This window comes from Streptosporangium sp. NPDC004379, from assembly GCF_042873875.1.
Classification (GTDB): Bacteria; Actinomycetota; Actinomycetes; order Streptosporangiales; family Streptosporangiaceae; genus Streptosporangium.
Window position 1 is genome coordinate 14,907 of sequence record NZ_JBIAMC010000006.1, and the last position, 19,185, is coordinate 34,091.

Below are 19,185 nucleotides of genomic sequence, written 5' to 3' on the forward strand. Positions count from 1 at the left end.
TCACGTCGCCGGGAATCAGGAAGGCGACCCCGGGAGGCAGGGAGGCGGTGACGGGAGGCAGGCAGAGGGCCGCGGGAGACAGGCACGCGGACGCAGGCACGCGGACGTGGGAAGCGGGCAAGGGGCCGCGGGGGTGAGCGGGGGTCGTCGTCCCGCACTATCGTCGAGGCGTGCCCGAGTCGAACCCTCTCCTGGACCCCGTGCTCGGCTGGTACGCCGACCACGCCCGCGATCTTCCCTGGCGGGCCCCCGGGGCCTCCCCCTGGTCGATCCTGGTCAGCGAGATCATGCTGCAGCAGACGCCCGTGGTCCGGGTGCTGCCCGTCTGGACCGAGTGGATGGAGCGCTGGCCCACGCCCGCCGCGCTCGCCAAGGAGTCCGCGGGCGAGGCCGTACGCCACTGGGGGCGCCTCGGCTACCCGCGCCGCGCCCTCAACCTGCACGCCTGCGCGCGGGCGATCACCGATCGGCACGGCGGGGAGGTGCCGTCGGACCACGCCACCCTGCTGGCGCTGCCGGGCGTCGGCGAGTACACCGCGGCCGCGGTGGCCAGCTTCGCCTTCGGGGGCCGCCACGCGGTCCTGGACACCAACGTCAGGCGGGTCCTGGCGCGGGCCGTGCGTGGTGAGGAGTATCCGCCGAAGGCGACCACGCCGCCCGAGCGCAGGCTCGCCGAGTCGCTGCTGCCCGGCCCGGACGAGGCGCCCGTCTGGGCGGTCGCCGTCATGGAGCTGGGCGCGCTGGTCTGCACGGCCCGAGCCCCGCGCTGCGCCGACTGCCCGGTCAGCGCGCTGTGCGCCTGGCGTCTGGCGGGCAAGCCGCCCTACGACGGGCCCGCCCGCCGGGGGCAGTCCTACGCGGGCACCGACCGCCAGTGCCGGGGACGACTGCTGGCGGTCCTGCGCCAGGCCCACGGCCCGGTCCCCAAGACCGCCCTGGACGCGGTCTGGGAGAACGACACGCAGCGGGAGCGCGCCTTGGACGGCCTCGTCGCCGACGGCCTGGCCGAGGTCCTGGACGACGGCACCTACCGCCTGCCCGGCTGAACCGCCGACCGGCCGGAGCCGGTCGGCGACGCCGGCCGAGCTGACCGGGCAGGCGGAGACGGTGGGGCCGGTGGAGCCGGTGGAGCCGACCTGTGTGGAACGGCCGGCGCGGGAGGCGCCGGGACCGGGAGACCCGCCGGGTCCGATGGGGTTCGGACGGATTCGGACGGGAGCCCGGCGGGATCCGGACGGGACGGCTTCCCGGACGGCCCTCAGGCGGCCAGGCGCAGGCCGAGCGCGGTGAGGTTGGTGCGAGCCCAGTCGAGCTCGTCGGCGAGCGCGGTGACCAGCGCGCCGGGACCCTTGGCGCGGACCGGAACGGCCAGGTCGTGGGTCTCGACCTCGATGTGGGCGGTGCCGTTCACCGCGCCGGAGAGCATCGCGGTGAGGGTGTCCTCCAGGACCGGGCGGGTGCTCGGAAGCTCCCGGCAGGCGTCGCTCACGTGGTTGTGGACGTGACCGAGCTTCACCACCGGAGCGCCGGCGGCGGCCAGGCCGCGCAGCGCCATGCCCGGCTCCTCGGAGCCACCGGCGAGGTGGCAGGCGTCCAGGCAGACGCCGAGGTGCTCGGAGTCGATGTCGCAGACCCGGTCGAGGGCCTGCTTGGTGGTCTCCAGCACGCACCCGGGCCACGGCTCGAAGCCGACCCTGATCGTCTTGCCGGTGACGCTGTACAGGCCGCGCAGCTCACGCGAGAGGCGCTCCAGGCGGCGGGTGGCGATCGCGTGCAGGTCGGACGGCCAGTCGCGGCGCCAGCCGATGGGGATGGTGGAGATGCTGCCGAAGCGGACGTCCTCCGGGAGCAGGAAGGCCAGGATCTTGGCCAGCGCCATCGTGTAGCGGTAGCGCTCGGGCTTGGCCCAGTCGGGACCGGGGGCCTCATGGTTGCGCCCGCCGGTGCCGTTGAGGCCGACGACCTCCAGGCCGCGCTCCTCCAGCGAGCGGCGCAGCCGTACCAGTTCGATCCGGTCGGCGATGAGATGGTCGGCCACCGCCGGCGACAGCCAGAGGCCGACGCCCATCCGGTCGACGCCCAGGCGCTTGCGCACCGGGACCGCGTACCGGGTCAGGTGGGCGATGAGGTTCTCCAGGTCCTCAGCGGGATGCACGCCCGCGTTGTAGGACAGGTGAACGAGTGTCCCGTCCTCGTGCCGCAAACGCATCCGATGCCTCCAAGGCGTGCTCTGTACGGCGATCCCGGACGCCCGCGTGGAAACCCGGGCCACGGGCCGGCGGGTCCTTTGCCGCCGAGGGTTCGACCGGATCCGCCGAGCTTCCCGCCTGGGCACCGGTCCCCGCGTCATCCCCGGAGCCGATTCGTCGGTACGCCGGCGGGGTGACGTCGGGACCGGTCTCGCCGTGACCACCGAACCGGGTCACGCCGGTGAGCCGGCCGAATCACTCTACAGAGTGTAGTACTACCTACGGTGGTGGCACACCTTCTTCGGAAACAAATGAGCGGACCCCGCCGTGAGACTGCTCACGGGGGGTCCGCTCAGAGTCGTGCCATCACGCCGCGCTGTCACGCCGCGTCGTCGCACCACCGCCGGATCGGCGCCGGGCCGACGCCGATCCAGACCGGATCAGTGCTGGATCGGCTCCGCGATCGCGGCCGCCGAGTCGGGGACCCGGTCGGCCGGCGCGGCCTCGCCGGCGAAGACGAACTTGGCGGCGTCACCCTCACCCTCGATCGAGATCTTGACGATCTGACCGGGACGGAGCTCGCCGTACAGGATCTTCTCCGACAGCGTGTCCTCCAGCTCGCGCTGGATCGTCCGGCGCAGCGGCCGGGCGCCCATCACCGGGTCGTAACCGCGTTCGGCCAGCAGCTGCTTGGCCTCCGGCGAGACCTCCAGGCCCATGTCGCGGTCCTTCAGACGCTCGGCGACCTGCGCCAGCATCAGGTCCACGATGCTGATGATCTCCTTCGGCGTGAGCTGGTGGAAGACCACGATGTCGTCGACGCGGTTGAGGAACTCGGGCCGGAAGTTCTGCTTGAGCTCCTCCTGCACCTTCGCCTTCATCCGGTCGTAGTTCGACTCGGCGTCGTTGGACTTCGCGAAGCCCACCCCGATGCCCTTGGAGATGTCCCGGGTGCCGAGGTTGGTCGTCATGATGATGACGGTGTTCTTGAAGTCCACCACGCGGCCCTGGGCGTCGGTCAGGCGACCGTCCTCCAGGATCTGCAGCAGCGAGTTGAAGATGTCCGGGTGGGCCTTCTCGATCTCGTCGAAGAGGACCACGGAGAACGGCTTGCGCCGCACCTTCTCGGTGAGCTGGCCGCCCTCCTCGTATCCGACGTAGCCGGGAGGCGAGCCGAACAGCCGGGAGACGGTGTGCTTCTCCATGAACTCGGACATGTCCAGCATGATCAGCGCGTCCTCGTCCCCGAACAGGAACTCGGCCAGCGTCTTGGACAGCTCGGTCTTACCGACGCCGGACGGGCCGGCGAAGATGAACGAGCCACCCGGGCGGCGCGGGTCCTTCAGACCGGCGCGGGTACGGCGGATCGAGCGGGACAGACCCTTGATGGCGTCGTCCTGGCCGATGATCCGCTTGTGCAGCTCGTCCTCCATGCGGAGCAGCCGCTGGGACTCCTCCTCGGTGAGCTTGAAGACCGGGATGCCGGTGGCGGTCGCCAGCACCTCGGCGATGAGCTCCTCGGTGACCTCGGCGACGACGTCCATGTCGCCGGCCTTCCACTCCTTCTCCCGGCGCTCGCGCTTGAGCTGGAGCTGCTTCTCCTGGTCGCGCAGCGCGGCGGCCTTCTCGAAGTCCTGCGCGTCGATCGCGGACTCCTTGTCGCGCCGCACGTTGGCGATCTTCTCGTCGTACTCGCGCAGGTCCGGCGGCGCGGTCATACGGCGGATGCGCATGCGCGAGCCGGCCTCGTCGATCAGGTCGATCGCCTTGTCGGGCAGGAACCGGTCGCTGATGTAGCGGTCGGCGAGCTGCGCGGCGGCGACGAGTGCGCCGTCGGTGATCGAGACCCGGTGGTGGGCCTCGTAACGGTCGCGCAGGCCCTTGAGGATCTCGATCGTGTGGCTGAGGCTGGGCTCGGCCACCTGGATCGGCTGGAAGCGGCGCTCCAGCGCGGCGTCCTTCTCCAGGTGCTTGCGGTACTCGTCGAGGGTGGTGGCGCCGATGGTCTGCAGTTCGCCGCGGGCCAGCATCGGCTTGAGGATGCTGGCGGCGTCGATCGCGCCCTCCGCGGCGCCCGCGCCCACGAGCGTGTGCAGCTCGTCGATGAACAGGATGATGTCGCCGCGGGTGCGGATCTCCTTGAGCACCTTCTTGAGGCGCTCCTCGAAGTCACCGCGGTAGCGGGAGCCCGCCACCAGCGCGCCGAGGTCCAGGGTGTAGAGCTGCTTGTCCTTGAGCGTCTCGGGAACCTCGCCCTTGACGATCTTCTGGGACAGGCCCTCGACGACGGCGGTCTTGCCGACGCCGGGCTCACCCACCAGGACCGGGTTGTTCTTGGTCCTCCGGGAGAGGACCTGCATGACCCGCTCGATCTCCTTGTCACGGCCGATGACCGGGTCGAGCTTGCCCTCGCGGGCGGCCTGCGTCAGGTTGCGGCCGAACTGGTCCAGGACGAGGGAGGTCGACGGCGCCGACTCCTGCGGGCCGCCCGCGGCGGCCGGCTCCTTGCCCTGGTAACCGTGGAGCAACTGGATGACCTGCTGCCGGACGCGGTTGAGGTCCGCCCCCAGCTTCACCAGCACCTGGGCGGCGACGCCTTCGCCCTCACGGATGAGGCCGAGCAGGATGTGCTCTGTGCCGATGTAGTTGTGACCCAGCTGCAAGGCCTCACGGAGCGACAGCTCAAGGACCTTCTTGGCGCGCGGGGTGAAGGGAATGTGCCCCGAAGGCGCGGACTGTCCCTGGCCGATGATCTCCTCGACCTGCTGACGCACACCTTCGAGGCTGATGCCGAGGCTCTCCAGAGCCTTGGCGGCAACGCCTTCACCTTCATGGATCAAGCCAAGAAGGATGTGCTCCGTACCGATGTAGTTGTGGTTGAGCATCCGGGCCTCTTCTTGGGCCAGGACGACAACCCGCCGTGCGCGGTCGGTGAACCTCTCGAACATCTCGTCGCTCCTCACAGAGCGGTCAGGCAGGTCCGGGATATCCGGGCCCTGTCATCCCGCATGGTAGCCCTGCCCAGACGACCGCTCTATGAACGAGACGTTCCCCGGGAGCAGGGCGTTCACCCTCCATCCAACTACTTAACGGGGGTGAGATGTTCCCGCTACGCCGCAAGCGAACGCCGTTTATAGACGATCAAACGCGTCATGCGGTCATGGCCGCCACCGGACCCCACCGTGGCCGCCATAACCGCATGATTCAACGATCCCGCGAGCAGTCGCGCGACTCCCGCTAGTGAGCCGCTTCGTACTGCTCGACGATCTTGGAGGCGATACGGCCGCGCTCGCTGACATTAAGGCCGTGCGACTTCGCCCAGGCCCGGATGTCGGCACTCTTCTCCCGCGTGAGGGCCCTGCTGCCGCCCGCGCGGCGGCGACGCGGAGCCGCACCGGAACGGCGGGCGCCCTGCACGAAAGGCGACAGGGAGTCGCGGAGCTTCTTCGCGTTTACTTCACTGAGATCAATCTCGTAGCTCGTGCCGTCAATCGCGAAGGCGACCGTCTCATTGGCCTCGCCCCCATCGAGGTCGTCGATGAGAATCTCCTGGATCTGCTTGGCCATCTACGCAATCCTTTCGCGGAGTATTGTTTCATTCGCTAGCCAAACATATACCCGCCATCGGGGGGCGGCAATTCCGGGACCCCGGCGATTCTCCCGGGAACCCGACCGGAACCGGACGGCGGGCGATCATCCGTCCTGGGGGCCGGGGACGTCCTCCCGTTTTGCCGGGCGCCGACCGGCGGCTTCACTGCGAAGAAGCTTGACCACTCCGTAGATGAAGGCCCCGCCGACGACCACCGGGGGTATCAACGCGGACAATACGTCGTTCATTCGTCCTCGCTCCGCACCGTGGGTGACTTTTGGGGACCGTGGAATTCCGGGGGCGGCGTGCCCGCCCGCGGGCCGGGAAGCCGCTCGGGCCATGGGCGTCCGCCCAGGCACGACCTTAGCGTCACCGGCGGGCGGCACGGGCCCCCGGGACCGCCCGTCTCCACCTTAATGCTTCTCTCCAGCCGTCTTACCGGTTGCCGTCTGTAAAGCCCCTGGGAAAAAACCGACAGGGCGATCATCTGATGATCACTCTGCCGAAAAACCAATGTCAACTGCGGCCACTTGACAGCCGCCCCCTCCCGGCAGCCCCGGAAACCCCCTGCTCACAAGGGTTTTTCGGCCGCAACAGAAAAGATCTTGCTGAAGCTCCGGATCATCATCGCCGGGTCGGCGGCGGTAATGTCAAGAGGACGGGAACGCTCGGGTGGAGCCCCGTCGGACCTCGCCCTCTTCGGCGGGCGGCGGGTTCCGCGGCACGCCTTCGGCCCGCGGAACAAGACGGATCTTCGTCGCTTTCTTCCCAAGCCTACGGCCCTCAGGCGCAAGGAACATAGTCGTAGCCCTTATAACCACCAAACCACCGGGCAGGCGGTGTACCGGCTAACCCGGGCCGGATCCGCGAGAACGCCTTCCCGGGCATGCAGGGAAGGCGAACCCGCATTCCCCGCCGCTCCGGGAGAAGACGCGGGAAGTCGCCGGAGGCCACGGTGCGGCCCGCCCGCCGGACGCCATTCGCCGGATGTCACGGAAGTTGCCCGGGTAACTGTCACCCCATTGACGTCCTATAGGCACCCGGAGTGACGGCACAGCCGATCCGCGGGGTTTGTCGTGACCCGGAAGCACCCCTGGAAGGCTCCATAACGCCCTCTCCGGGGATCCCGCCCGAGAAGTGGCCGGAAGAAGGCCATAACGCCCCCGAGGGCGCGTACGGGTTCATGGCCCGCCGCAGTCGTCTCCGAACGCCGTTACCGTCCCTTCCGGGGGTACCGCTACCCCTCTCGTTTCCCTCCACACACGAAAAAACGGGGCCGGCGGTTCAACCCGCCGGCCCCGTTTTTGGGGAAGTTCCGGAACTACTTGGTCTTCACGACCGTCGTCGCGGCCGCCTTGTCGTGCAGGCACTGGCGCAGCGGCTTGTCCCACAGCTGCCAGAGCACGTTCACCAGAGAGAAGATCCCGATGATGTAACCCACGACGGGGATGCCGCGCAGCATGCTCGGACCCCACAGGACGCCCGCCCGGCTCATGGCCTTGTTCGAGGGGAGCCCGCGGGACTGGGGCGCCCCGCCGATCGGGACGACCCGGATGCCCATGACCATCTTGCCGACGGTCTGCCCCGTCGCCTTCAGCATCAGGAACTCGTAGACGAAATAGATCAGCCCGCCGACGAGACCGATGAGGAAGGTCGCGAGGAACAACCCGCTGCCGAGGCTGTACTCCCCGGTCTCCATGTTGAAGGACGGCTGGGTGACCAGGATCCCGGTCAGCACGAGCGTGACGATGAACGTGGGGATCGCCAGGATCACACCGTCGACGATGCGGGCGACCAGGCGCTGCCACCACTCGGCGAGCGGGGCCGACACGCCCGGCGCGTGGCCGCCGTCGCCCCACTGCGGGGTGTAGCCCTGCTGGCCGTAGCCCTGCGGCTGAGCGCCGTAACCGGGCTGCTGGCCGTACTGGGCGCCGCCGTAGCCGGGCTGGCCGTACGCCTGCTGCTGGTCGTAGGAGGGCTGCTGGCCGTAGCCCGGCTGCGCGCCCTGCTGGCCGTAGGCGCCCTGGTCGTACGACGGCTGCTGCCCGTAGGCGCCCTGGTCGTAGGAGGGCTGCTGGCCGTAACCGGGCTGCGCGCCCTGCTGGCCGTACCCCGGCTGCGCGGCCTGCTGGCCGTAACCGGGCTGGGCGGCCTGCTGGCCGTAGCCCTGCTGCTGGTCGTAGGAGGGCTGCTGGCCGTAACCCGGCTGCGCCCCCTGCTGGCCGTAGGCGCCCTGGTCGTAGGACGGCTGCTGCCCGTACCCCGGCTGCGTCCCCTGCTGGCCGTAGCCCGGCTGGGAGTTCTGCTGGCCGTAGGCGCCCTGGTCGTAGGACGGCTGCTGCCCGTAGCCGGGCTGCGCGGCCTGCTGGCCGTAACCGGGCTGGGCGGCCTGCTGACCGTAGCCCTGCTGCTGGTCGTAGGAGGGCTGCTGGCCGTAACCCGGCTGCGCCCCCTGCTGGCCGTAGGCGCCCTGGTCGTACGACGGCTGCTGCCCGTACCCCGGCTGCGCGCCCTGCTGGCCGTAACCGCCGGGCTGGCCGTAACCGGGCTGGTTCTGCCCGGGTCCGGTGCCGTCCGTCCGGTACCCCACCACCGTCGCGTCGGGGTCGAGACCCCCGGGGCCCTGACCCGTGTCGTGCGAGCCGTATCCGGAGTGTCCCGACGGGGTGCGATCGCGGTCGGGATCATCCTGCGGATACGGCGGCTGTCCGTTGGTCACCGCGTCACCTCACTTCGACTACGCATGCGGCGCATTCGAGACTCACATGCACGTTGAAGCACAAGGTATCGAGATAGTCGTCCGAGAGTCACCTTTTGTCACAGTCACAACTGCGGTCATCACGCTTGACCAGGGGCGGTAGATGAAGCAGCATCCGCGTGTTCCCCAGGGTGTTCGGCTTCACGTGCTCCAGGTCGAGGAACTCGGCGACGCCCTCGTCGTAGGAGGCGAGCAACTCGGCGTAGACCTCGGGCGAGACGGGCGTGCCCTGGATCCGCCGGAAGCCGTGGCGCGCGAAGAAGTCGACCTCGAAGGTGAGGCAGAAGACCCTGCGCAGGCCGAGTTCGCCGGCCGTGCGGATCAACGCCGAGACGATCATGTGGCCGATGCCCTGGCCCCGGCACGCCGGATCGACGGCGACGGTGCGGATCTCGGCGAGGTCCTCCCACAGGACGTGCAGCGCCCCGCACCCCATGACGGCCCCGTCCCGCTCGGCCACCCAGAACTCCTGGACGTCCTCGTACAGGGTGACCGTGGCCTTCTCCAGCAGTCGCGGCCCGGCGCCGCCGTAGGTGTCGACCAGCCGCCGGATCGCCCGCACGTCCGGCGTGCGGGCGCGCCGGACCGTGACCTCGCCCGTGGCCCCGGCCGTGACCCCGCTCGCCGACCCGGCCGTCGCCCCGGTCCCGTCCGTCAGGGCGTCCGCCGGGGAGGGTTCCGCAACCTGCTCCATGACCGATCAGCGTACGTCCTCGGCGCACCCCCATTACGGCCCAGCCGTAACTTCGGTCACAACGGCACCGCCCGGCTCCCGGTGTCACCCCCGTCGCGCCCGGCCGGAAACCCCGGTGACGGCGGCCGTTCGCCCTCGGCATGGACCGGGGCCTGCGGCTACATGGGTGGTATGCCGCTCATAGCGACATGGATCCAGGTTGACAGGCATGAGGATCATGAAAGTATGTGATCTGCCTGTGACTTTCCGGTTGTGAAAGCTCTACCGACTTTATGGTTCTGGTTGAGCATGAACCTCCAATTGCACTAATGTCCGTGCTCGATGTCAGCTTCCCCGAAAAGCTGACCCGCCGAATCCCCGGACCCGGGGAGCCGGGGACCCACCCTCCACGCGTCCCCAGGGGTGAATCCGAGCCGTCACCGGCGTGCTCGGTAGGGCTGCCTCCGGCCCGAACCCGTCAGCTAACCCGGCAGGCGGCCGAGAGAGGAGCCCGTTGGTGAAGCGCACGCCGCGCCGTGGCAGTGGACGTCCAGCCGGACCCGTCCCGATGCGGGAGCGCGCCTCCCGTCGCCTTTCCGGCCGGACGGCCTCCATCGGGCTCGCGTTCACCCTCCTCGCGGTCGGCGCTCCCATGACGTCCGCCGGTGCGGACCCGAAACCGGACCTCCGGCAGCTCGCCAAGCAGGTCGAGAAGCTCCACGTCGAGGTCGAGACGCTCGCCGAGCAGTACAACGGCGCACGGGTGAAGCTCAAGCAGGCGCAGCGCGCCGCCGAGGTGGCCAAGAAGAACCTGTCCACCAGCGAGACGGAGCTGGAGTCCCGGCGCACCAAGGCGACCCTCCTCGCGCAGAGCACCTACATGTCGGGGGGCCTGGGCTCCACGCTCGCCTTCACCCAGTCGAGCGACCCCGACACCTTCCTCGACCAGGCCGCCACCAGCTACGCCCTCCAGCAGCGGCAGAGCGAGGAGGTCGCCCAGGTCGCCCAGGCGCTCAAGGTCGCCGAGCAGGCTCGGGCCAGCGCCAGCGCCCGGTCCACCGAGGTCAAGAAGCTGCTGGGCGAGCTCGGCGACAAGCGTTCCAAGATCGAACGCCTGGTCGGCAAACTGGAGGGCAACCTCTACCGGGAGGTCCGCGACCGCGCCCAGAGCATGCAGGGCCGGGCGACCAGGCTCACCGTTCCGGTCGTGGGCCAGGGCAAGGCGGCCGAGGCGGTGCGCTGGGCGCTCACCCAGCAGCTCAAGCCGTACGTCTGGGGCGCCGAGGGACCCAACTCCTTCGACTGCTCGGGGCTGGTCCTGTGGGCCTACCAGAAGGTCGGCATCAGCCTGCCCCACTACACCGGTGACCAGTGGACCGCCGGCACCCACGTCTCCCGCGACCAGCTGCGCCCCGGCGACCTGGTCTTCTTCTACAGCGACCTGCATCACGTCGGGATCTACCTCGGCGCCGGCCTGATGATCCACGCCCCGCAGACCGGTGACGTGGTCCGCATCGCCCCCATGGGCAACCGGCCCTTCGCCGGGGGCGTGCGCGTCGCCGACTGAATCGGCCGGCGTACGGCCGGACCGGACGGACACGGGCACACGATCAGCCGGATGCACGGCCTGACCCGACGGGCGTATGACCGGCCGGATGCACGAACCGGCCGGACGGACACACGACCAGCAGGGTGCACGGCCTGACCGGGCGGACCACGACCGGCCGGTGCACGGCGGACCGGCCGGGTGTACGGCGTCAGATCAGGCGGCGGCGGGCGGCCCAGGCCACCGCCTCGATTGCGGTGGCCACGCCGATGCGGTCACAGATCCCGCGCAGCCTGCGCCGGACCGTCCGGCCGCTGATGTCGAGGCGGCGGCCCACCCTGTCGACGGTGACGCCCTTGGCCAGCTCGGCCAGGAGCACGAGGTCCTCCTCGCTGAGATCGATGTCCTCAGTGCCCGGAAGACTTTCGCCGCGGCGGGAATCCACTTCCGGATATGCCATCTAGCAACTCCCCCCGCAACGGGACTCAGGCGTGAGCACGCTGGAATCGATGTCGCCCGTCAGGAACGGTAAACGCCCCGTTCAAAGGTCGTCAAGCTCTGCTCTTCATAGAGATGGCCCACACTATTGACAGAGTGGGCGTTACATGAAGTACTCATGATATGTCGGGCCCATTGTGATTAAGCAGCGGCCGAGCCGGAGGGCGCGCCGCCGGACCGTCGTCGCGCCCGGGGCCCGCGCCAGGCGTGTCCGCGGTCTGTCCGCAGCCTGCCCGCGGCATGAGCCGAGGTCATCACCGTGATCCACCCCGAAGCCGCACCGCGGGGCCATGCCGTGGACCACCGCGGGTCCTCCGCCGGGACGAGCCGTACGGTCGGCGCCCGCCGCATTTCCCACAGAAAACGATCGGTCCGGCGGGCGTCGCGCATCCCGTCGACCGCGGCCCCCGGCCACGCCCCTGACGGCGCCGAGAAAATCATCACGCAATGGCCGTCGGATGAAACCGGCTTTCCGGCATTCCGCGGGGAGCTGATCGCCGGCCGCCCGGATCATCGGGGAAATGGCGTCTCCGCTCAGCGGGAGGAACGGAACGAGCCCGCGGTCCACGGGACCGCGGGCTCGTCAGGCGGGGCCGGAGGGCCTGGCGGACCGGGCCCGCGGGGCGGACCCGGTGGCGCTCAGCCGGTGGGCTTCACCAGCGGGAACAGAATGGTCTCGCGGATGTTCTTGCCGGTGAAGGCCATGACGAGGCGGTCCACACCGACCCCCACGCCGCCGGTGGGCGGCATGCCGTACTCCAGGGCGGTGAGGAAGTCCTCGTCGAGCTGCATGGCCTCGGGGTCGCCGCCCGCGGCGAGCAGCGACTGCTCGGTGAGGCGGCGGCGCTGCTCGATCGGGTCGCTCAGCTCCGAGTAGCCGGTGCCGAGCTCGGTGCCGAACCCGATGAGGTCCCACTTCTCGGTGAGCAACGGGTTGTCCCGGTGCGTCCGGGCCAGCGGTGAGGTCTCCAGCGGGTAGTCCATGACGAACGTCGGCTGGATCAGGGTGTGCTCGACCAGCTCCTCGAAGAGCTCCTGGACGAGCTTGCCCTGGCCCCACTTGGGGTCCCAGCGGATGTCGCGCGCGTCGGCGAGCTTGCGCACGTGCTCCAGCGGAGTCTCGGTCGTCACCTCCTCGCCCAGCGCCTCCGAGACCGATCCATAGACGGTGACGCGCGGCCACTCGGGCAGGCCCAGGTCGATCTCCTGCCCCTCGTGGACCACCACGGAGTGGCCGAGCGCGGCCACGACCGCGTTCTGGATCATCCGCTGGGTCAGGTCGGCGATGCCGTTGTAGTCGAGATAGGTGCCGTAGGCCTCCATCATCGTGAATTCGGGGTTGTGGGTGGCGTCCGCGCCCTCGTTGCGGAAGTTGCGGTTGATCTCGAAGACCTTCTCGATGCCGCCCACCACGAGCCGCTTGAGGTAGAGCTCGATCGCGATGCGGAGGTAGAGCTCCATGTCATAGGCGTTGATGTGCGTCCTGAACGGCCGGGCCGAAGCGCCGCCGTGGATGCGCTGCAGCATCGGCGTCTCGACCTCGAGGTAGCCCTCGCCGTGCCAGAAGTCGCGGATCGCCCGCACGACGGCGCTGCGGACGTAGGCCATCCTCCGCGCCTCGTCGTTGACGACGAGGTCGAGGTAGCGCTGACGGACCCGGGCCTCCGGGTCGGTCAGGCCGACGTGCTTCTCCGGCAGCGGGCGCAGGCACTTGGAGGTGATCGCCCAGCGGTCGGCGAGGATGGACAGCTCGCCCCGGCGGGAGGTGATGACCTCGCCCTCGATGCCGACGTGGTCGCCGAGGTCGACGTCGCGCTTCCACGCGGCCAGGGACTCCTCGCCGACCCTGTCCAGGGAGATCATGACCTGGAGATCGGCCGAGCCGTCGCGGATGGTGGCGAAGCAGAGCTTGCCACCGGTCCGGGACAGCATGACGCGGCCGGTGACGCCCACTTTGTCGCCGGTCGCGGTGTCAGCGGCGAGATCGGCGTATTTCTCGCGGATCTCGACGTTGGTCGCGGTGCGCGGGAAGGTCACCGGGTAGGGGTCGACACCCTCGGCACGGAGGCGATCGAGCTTCTCCCGGCGCACGCGCATCTGCTCGGGCAGATCGTCGGCCGGGTTCGTCAGGTCAGCGGTCACAGAGCCAAGGGTACCGATGTCCGGCTACGGAACGTTTCTGTTATAGATCAGCCTGAGCCCGATCAAAGTGAGCCACGGCTCGTGGACGTCGATCGAGCGGGCCTCCCCCACCACGAGCTGCGCCGCGCTGCCGGTGGCGACGACCGTGACGTCGTCGGGGTCGTCGGCCAGCTCTGCCGCCATCCGCTCGACGATCCCGTCCACCTGGCCGGCGAAGCCGTAGATGATGCCGGCCTGGAGCGCCTCGACGGTGTTCTTGGCGATCACCGAACGCGGCCGGACCAGCTCCACCTTGTGCAGCTGCGCGCCGGCCGCCGCCAGGGCGTCCACCGAGATCTCGATGCCGGGCGCGGTGACCGCGCCGACGTACTCGCCCTTGGCGGAGACGGCGTCGAAGGAGGTCGCGGTGCCGAAGTCGACGATCACGCAGGGCCCGCCGTACAGGTTGATGGCGGCGAGCGCGTTGACGATGCGGTCGCTGCCGACCTCCTTGGGGTTGTCCATCCGGACCGGCACGCCGGTGCGGACGCCGGGCTCGACGATCACGGCGTTGACGTCGCCGTAGTAACGGCGGCACATCTCCCGCATCTCGTTGAGCACCGACGGCACCGTGGAGCAGATGACGATGCCATTGACGTCGGTGCCCTTGAGCAGCGGTGACTGGCCGAGCAGGCCCTGCAGCACCACGGCTATCTCGTCGGCCGTGCGCCGGGCGTCGGTGGCGATGCGCCAGTGCTCGATGACCTCCTCGCCCTCGAACAGGCCGAGAACGGTGTGGGTGTTGCCGACGTCGATGGCGAGCAGCATCAGTATCAGTTCCCTCGAAGGTCCATGGCGATGTCCAGCGCGGGCGCCGAGTGGGTGAGCGCGCCCACGGCGAGATAGTCGACGCCGGTCGCGGCCACCTCACGCGCCGAATCCAAGGTCAGCCCTCCGCTGGACTCCAGTCGTGCCCTGCCGCCCACCAGCCGTACGGCCCGCGCCAGGTCTTCCACGCTGAAATTGTCCAACAGGATCTCCTCGGCTCCTTCCGCGAGCACCGGCTCGATCTGGTCGATCCGGTCGACCTCGACCTCGATCGGCAGCCCGGGGTACGCGTCGCGGACGGCCCGGAACGCCTCCGCCACCCCGCCGGCGGCCACGACGTGATTGTCCTTGATCAGGGCGGCGTCCGAAAGCGACATGCGGTGGTTGACCCCGCCGCCGCAGCGGACGGCGTACTTCTCAAGGGCCCGCAGGCCGGGCAGCGTCTTGCGGCTGTCCCTGATCCGCGCGCCGGTGCCCGCCACGGCCTCGGTCCAGCGGCCGGTGAGGGTCGCGACGCCGGACAGGTGGGTGAGCAGGTTGAGGGCGGTCCGCTCGGCGGTCAGCAGGTCGCGGGTGGCGCCGGTGACCGTCATCAGGACGTCGCCGCGGGAGACCCGCTCGCCGTCCTTGACGCGGCGCTCGACCACGACGCCGTCCCCGCCGACGCGGGAGAAGACGGCCTCGGCGAGGGCCAGCCCGCAGACCACCCCGTCCGCGCGGGCCACCACGTCGGCGGTGTCGGTACGGCCGGCGGGGATGGTGGCGGCGCTGGTGACGTCGCCGGCCTCCTGGAGGTCCTCCCGCAGCGCGGCCTCCACGACCGCCTCCACCCCGGCGGGGTCGAGGCCCGCCTCGGCGAGTTCGGCCGCCGCCCGCGGCGGCAGCCCGGTCGTGCGCCGCTCGTGGGGCACGTACGTCATCGTGATTCCCTCCGATGTCAGGGTCAGGTCCAGGTGGCCCAGCCACCAGGCATCATTCCGGTCGGGGAAGTCCTCGCGCCAGTGCGAGCCGCGGGTCTCCTCCCGGTTGCGGGCCGCCGCGACCAGTGCCGACGCGACGGTCAGCAGGTTCGTGGCCTCCCACGACTCGGTGCACGGCTCGACCGCCACCGGGGTCCACCGCGCGCCCAGCAGGGCCTTGGCGACCTCGGCCAGCGACTCCTCGCCGCGCAGCACGCCCGCGCCCCGGCTCATGTGCGCCTGGATCCGGGGGCGGGTCCGGGGGTCGGCGAGGCCGGCCGGCCGCCCGTCGGGCACGGGCACGGGCGGGGGGACGGAGTCGCCGGGCGCCGGCCGTACGGCGTGGATGTCGGCGGCGATCCGCTCGGCGAAGACCAGCCCTTCGAGAAGCGAGTTGGAGGCCAGCCGGTTGGCGCCGTGCACGCCGGTGCAGGCCACCTCGCCGCAGGCGTACAGGCCCGGCACGCCGGTACGACCGCGCAGGTCGACGCGGACGCCGCCGCTGGCGTAGTGGGCGGCGGGCGCGACCGGGATGGGCTGCGTCACCGGGTCGATGCCGTGCTCCAGGCAGACCGCGTGGATCGTCGGGAAGCGGGTGCGCCACTTGTGCTCGCCGAAGTGGCGGGCGTCGAGGTACATGTGAGCGGCGCCGGTCTCGCGCATCCGCCGCATGATCGCCTTGGCCACGACGTCGCGGGGGGCGAGGTCGGCCAGCTCGTGGACCCCCCGCATGAAGCGGGTGCCGTCGGCGTCGACGAGCACCGCGCCCTCGCCGCGGACCGCCTCGGAGATCAGCGGCTGCTGGCCGGTGGCGTCCTCTCCCAGCCAGAGCACGGTCGGGTGGAACTGGACGAACTCCAGGTCGCGCACGACGGCTCCGGCCCGCAGCGCGAGGGCCACGCCGTCGCCGGTGGAGACGACGGGGTTGGTGGTCGCGGCGTAGACCTGGCCCATGCCGCCGGTGGCCAGCACCACGGCGCGGGCCCGGACCGCGCCCACGCCGTCGCGTTCGCCCTCGCCCATGACGTGGAGCGTCACCCCGGCGGTCCGGCCCTCGGCGTCCTTGAGCAGGTCGAGCACGAGGGCGTGCTCGATGACCTCGATCGCCGACTCCCGGATCGCCTGTACCAGGGCCCGTTGCACCTCGGCTCCGGTGGCGTCGCCGCCCGCGTGGACGATGCGGTCGCGCCGGTGGCCGCCCTCGCGGGTGAGCTGGAGCTCGCCCGCGGCGTCGGTGTCGAACCGCGCCCCGGTGGCGATCAGCCGGCGCAGGGCGTCCGGGCCCTCGGTGACCATGGCCCGCACCGCCTCGGTGTCGCAGAGGCCGACCCCGGCGAGGAGGGTGTCGGACAGGTGCTCCTCCGGGGTGTCGGCGGGGTCGAGCACGGCGGCGATCCCGCCCTGCGCCCAGCGGGTGGATCCCGACGACAGCACGTCCTTGGTGACGACCAGGACCCGGGCGGCGGGTTCGAGGGCCGCGTACCGCAGGGCCAGGGTCAGGCCCGCGACGCCGGAGCCCACCACGACCACGTCGGCCTCGACCGTCCAGCCGGGCGGGGGCGCGGTCAGCCTCTGGGGGATGGCCGGGATCGTCATTGCCGCCTCCTTGTGGGATGGGTAGAGGCACCTGATTTCGTCAATGTGACGATAACGCCTGCCGGATGACGCTTCTTCCCCGGGGTGCCTCCAGGCCGCCCCGGACCCTGGCCCACAGAAGGTCTTTCATGGGATGATCAGATGATCTTTTTTCATCGAGGCCGCCTCGGAGAGTCCGGGCGCGGTCCGTCGTCCTGGAGGTCCGACATGCACCAGCCCGTCACCGTCGTGACCGGGGGCAGTCGCGGCATCGGCGCCGCGATCTGCGCCCGTCTCGCCGCCGACGGCCACGACGTCGTCGTGGGCTACCGCTCCGACACCGACGCCGCGGAGGCCGTCGCCGGGACCGTCCGCGCGGCCGGCCGCCGCTGCCTCACCGTCCCGGCCGACACCGCCGACGAGACCTCCGTGGAACGCCTCTTCGACGCCGCCGCCGAGCTCGGCCCGGTCACCGGGCTGGTCAACAACGCCGGGATCAGCGGCGGCAACGGCCGCCTCGCGGACGCCGACGCCGACGGCATGCGCCGCGCGCTGGAGGTCAACGTGCTCGGCTACCTGCTGTGCGCCCGCCGTGCCGTACGGGACATGGCGCGGACCGGCGGCGGGGCGATCGTGAACATCTCCTCGGCCGCGGCCACCCTCGGCAGCCCCGGCCAGTACGTCCACTACGCCGCCACCAAGGCCGCCGTGGACGCCATGACCGTCGGCCTGGCCAAGGAGGTCGCCGCCGACGGCATCCGGGTCAACTGCGTGGCCCCCGGCATCATCTGGACGGAGTTCCACGCCGACCCGCAGCGCCCGGCGAAGCTCGCCGGAACCATCCCCATGGGCCGCGCGGGGAGGCCGGAGGAGATCACCGGAGCCGTCTCCTGGCTGCTCTCGGCCGACGCCTCCTACACGACGGGGGCGGTCCTGCGGGTGGCGGGAGGCATGTAGGCCCCCCACCGGGCCCCTGAGGGGCACGCCGCCGGGGACGCGGAGGGACACCGGGGGCACGGAAACCGCCCGATTGCCGAACCATGACGTTCCCGCCGGACAGTACATAGGCGTGGAAACAGATATGCATGCCCGGGTGCGCGCCGGTGACGCCGACGCGTTCGGGCAGCTCTTCGACCAGTGCGCCGGATCGGTGTACAGCCACGCCTTCCGCCTGACCGGCGACTGGTCGGCCGCCGAGGACATCGTCTCGCTGACCTTCCTGGAGGCGTGGCGGCTGCGGGCCAGGGTCGACGCCGTCGGCGGCTCGCTGCGCCCCTGGCTGCTGGGCATCGCCACGAACGTCGCGCGCAACACCACCCGCGCCGCCCGCCGGTACCGGGCCGCCCTCGCCAGACTCCCCCCGGGCACGGCGGAGCCGGACATCGCCGACGAGGTAGCGGGCCGCCTGGACGACCGGCGATCCCTGGACGAGATACGGGCCGCCCTGACCGGGCTGCGCCGTTCCGAGCGGGAGGTCCTCGCCCTGTGCGTGGGGGCCGGCCTGGGCTACGCCGAGGCCGCGCGGGCACTCGGCCTGCCGGTGGGCACCGTGCGCTCCCGGCTGTCCCGGGCCCGCAGGAAGCTCGCCGCCCTCACCGGTACGGCGAAGCCCCCGGAACCGCGCGCCGGCCGCGGACAGACAGATGGTGACCGCGGAACCGCGGTCCGGTCCGTCCGGGAGAACACCGCATGACCCCCTTCCCACGTCCGAAGGCGGGGGTCCCCGCCCTTTTCGAGGAGAGCCGATGAACGCCGATCCCGGCCCCTGGGCGAACGCCGAACGTGCGCTTCCGGCGGACCGCCATCAAAAGATCAAGGAGTTCCTGATGCAGGAGATCCAGCAGGACCCGCGGCCCGTTCCGGCCCGGCGTCTCCCGTTCCGCCGCCCGGTCCTCGCCCTCGCCGCCGCCGTGGCCGCCGCCGCGGCGGTCGCCGTACCGCTGGTGGTCGGCGGGGCCCCGGCCTACGCGGTGGACAGGACCCCGGACGGCTCGATCCGGGTGCAGATCAAGGAGTTCAGGGACGCCAAGAAGCTGGAGGCCGACCTGAAGGACCTCGGACTCAACGCGGTCGTGGACTATGTGCCGCCGGGCAAGCGGTGCGAGGGGACGCGCGGCGACTTCCTGCCGAGAAGCGAGGCCGATGACCTCCTGACCCTGGACGGTGAGCAGGCCGGGACCGTCGACACCCTCGACGAGACCGCCGTACTGCTCCACCCGTCCGTCCTCAAGCCCGGCCAGACGGCGATGCTGCAGTTCGCCGAGATGCGGGGCAACCCCCACGGCGTCGTCATGGCGTCCCTGGCCCGGATCACGAACGGGACCGTGGCGCCGTGCGTCCTCGTCGACTCCCCGACCCCCGGGTTCGACGAGTACCGCTGACCGGCCGGCCGCCGGTGCGGCCCGCAGGGCCGTGCCGGCGGGTCCGCCCGGCGGGATCCACGCGCCGC

General features: G+C 70.8%; 14 protein-coding genes and 1 riboswitch. Of the genes, 5 read left to right on the plus strand and 9 right to left on the minus strand.

Features of this window, described 5'->3' with window-relative positions; translation table 11 throughout:
• Window positions 1-170 precede the first annotated feature (170 nt).
• Window positions 171-1,046, plus strand: coding sequence for an A/G-specific adenine glycosylase (locus ACFYSC_RS14555; RefSeq protein ID WP_389961164.1), 876 nt, complete (start codon window positions 171-173; stop codon window positions 1,044-1,046).
• Window positions 1,047-1,258: 212 nt separating this feature from the next.
• Here ACFYSC_RS14555 and ACFYSC_RS14560 read toward each other — a convergent pair whose 3' ends face one another.
• The 5 genes from ACFYSC_RS14560 to ACFYSC_RS14580 all read right to left on the minus strand — a co-directional run bounded on the left by ACFYSC_RS14560 (window position 1,259) and on the right by ACFYSC_RS14580 (window position 9,230).
• Window positions 1,259-2,209 (minus strand): TIM barrel protein, encoded by a 951-nt coding sequence (locus ACFYSC_RS14560; protein ID WP_389961166.1) that lies wholly within the window; start codon window positions 2,207-2,209, stop codon window positions 1,259-1,261.
• A gap of 420 nt (window positions 2,210-2,629) precedes the next feature.
• Window positions 2,630-5,137 carry an ATP-dependent Clp protease ATP-binding subunit gene (locus ACFYSC_RS14565; protein ID WP_389961168.1) on the minus strand — a complete coding sequence of 836 codons (2,508 nt, stop codon included), beginning with the start codon at window positions 5,135-5,137 and terminating at the stop codon, window positions 2,630-2,632.
• Between the two features lie 289 nt (window positions 5,138-5,426).
• Complete coding sequence (locus tag ACFYSC_RS14570; RefSeq protein WP_362933544.1) at window positions 5,427-5,756, minus strand: Lsr2 family protein; 330 nt, start codon at window positions 5,754-5,756, stop codon at window positions 5,427-5,429.
• Window positions 5,757-7,099: 1,343 nt separating this feature from the next.
• Complete coding sequence (locus ACFYSC_RS14575) at window positions 7,100-8,497, minus strand: RDD family protein (protein WP_389961170.1); 1,398 nt, start codon at window positions 8,495-8,497, stop codon at window positions 7,100-7,102.
• A gap of 88 nt (window positions 8,498-8,585) precedes the next feature.
• A complete protein-coding gene (locus ACFYSC_RS14580; protein ID WP_389961172.1) occupies window positions 8,586-9,230 on the minus strand; it encodes an amino-acid N-acetyltransferase in 645 nt (214 codons plus the stop codon).
• A 337-nt stretch (window positions 9,231-9,567) separates the two neighbouring features.
• Window positions 9,568-9,721, plus strand: a riboswitch (cyclic di-AMP (ydaO/yuaA leader).
• Between the two features lie 5 nt (window positions 9,722-9,726).
• Here ACFYSC_RS14580 and ACFYSC_RS14585 point away from each other — a divergent pair.
• Window positions 9,727-10,776: an NlpC/P60 family protein gene (locus ACFYSC_RS14585; protein WP_389961174.1), complete on the plus strand. Its 1,050-nt coding sequence runs from the start codon at window positions 9,727-9,729 to the stop codon at window positions 10,774-10,776.
• A 190-nt stretch (window positions 10,777-10,966) separates the two neighbouring features.
• On the opposite strand, the gene ACFYSC_RS14590 is transcribed toward ACFYSC_RS14585, so the two are convergent.
• The 4 genes from ACFYSC_RS14590 to ACFYSC_RS14605 all read right to left on the minus strand — a co-directional run bounded on the left by ACFYSC_RS14590 (window position 10,967) and on the right by ACFYSC_RS14605 (window position 16,757).
• Entirely contained in the window at window positions 10,967-11,215 is a 249-nt protein-coding gene (locus ACFYSC_RS14590; protein ID WP_179822022.1) for a LuxR C-terminal-related transcriptional regulator, read from the minus strand.
• 677 nt (window positions 11,216-11,892) lie between these two features.
• Window positions 11,893-13,395 (minus strand): bifunctional lysylphosphatidylglycerol synthetase/lysine--tRNA ligase LysX, encoded by a 1,503-nt coding sequence (lysX, locus tag ACFYSC_RS14595; protein ID WP_389961177.1) that lies wholly within the window; start codon window positions 13,393-13,395, stop codon window positions 11,893-11,895.
• 24 nt (window positions 13,396-13,419) lie between these two features.
• Window positions 13,420-14,202 (minus strand): type III pantothenate kinase, encoded by a 783-nt coding sequence (locus tag ACFYSC_RS14600; protein ID WP_362933530.1) that lies wholly within the window; start codon window positions 14,200-14,202, stop codon window positions 13,420-13,422.
• A 5-nt stretch (window positions 14,203-14,207) separates the two neighbouring features.
• On the minus strand, window positions 14,208-16,757 hold the full coding sequence (locus ACFYSC_RS14605) for an L-aspartate oxidase (protein ID WP_389961179.1): 2,550 nt from the start codon (window positions 16,755-16,757) through the stop codon (window positions 14,208-14,210).
• A 207-nt stretch (window positions 16,758-16,964) separates the two neighbouring features.
• On the opposite strand from ACFYSC_RS14605, the gene ACFYSC_RS14610 reads away from it, so the two are divergent.
• The 3 genes from ACFYSC_RS14610 to ACFYSC_RS14620 all read left to right on the plus strand — a co-directional run bounded on the left by ACFYSC_RS14610 (window position 16,965) and on the right by ACFYSC_RS14620 (window position 19,117).
• On the plus strand, window positions 16,965-17,693 hold the full coding sequence (locus tag ACFYSC_RS14610; protein ID WP_389961181.1) for an SDR family NAD(P)-dependent oxidoreductase: 729 nt from the start codon (window positions 16,965-16,967) through the stop codon (window positions 17,691-17,693).
• A gap of 124 nt (window positions 17,694-17,817) precedes the next feature.
• A complete protein-coding gene (locus tag ACFYSC_RS14615) occupies window positions 17,818-18,429 on the plus strand; it encodes an RNA polymerase sigma factor (protein ID WP_389961183.1) in 612 nt (203 codons plus the stop codon).
• A 52-nt stretch (window positions 18,430-18,481) separates the two neighbouring features.
• On the plus strand, window positions 18,482-19,117 hold the full coding sequence (locus ACFYSC_RS14620; RefSeq protein ID WP_389961185.1) for a hypothetical protein: 636 nt from the start codon (window positions 18,482-18,484) through the stop codon (window positions 19,115-19,117).
• The last annotated feature ends 68 nt before the right edge of the window (window positions 19,118-19,185 follow it).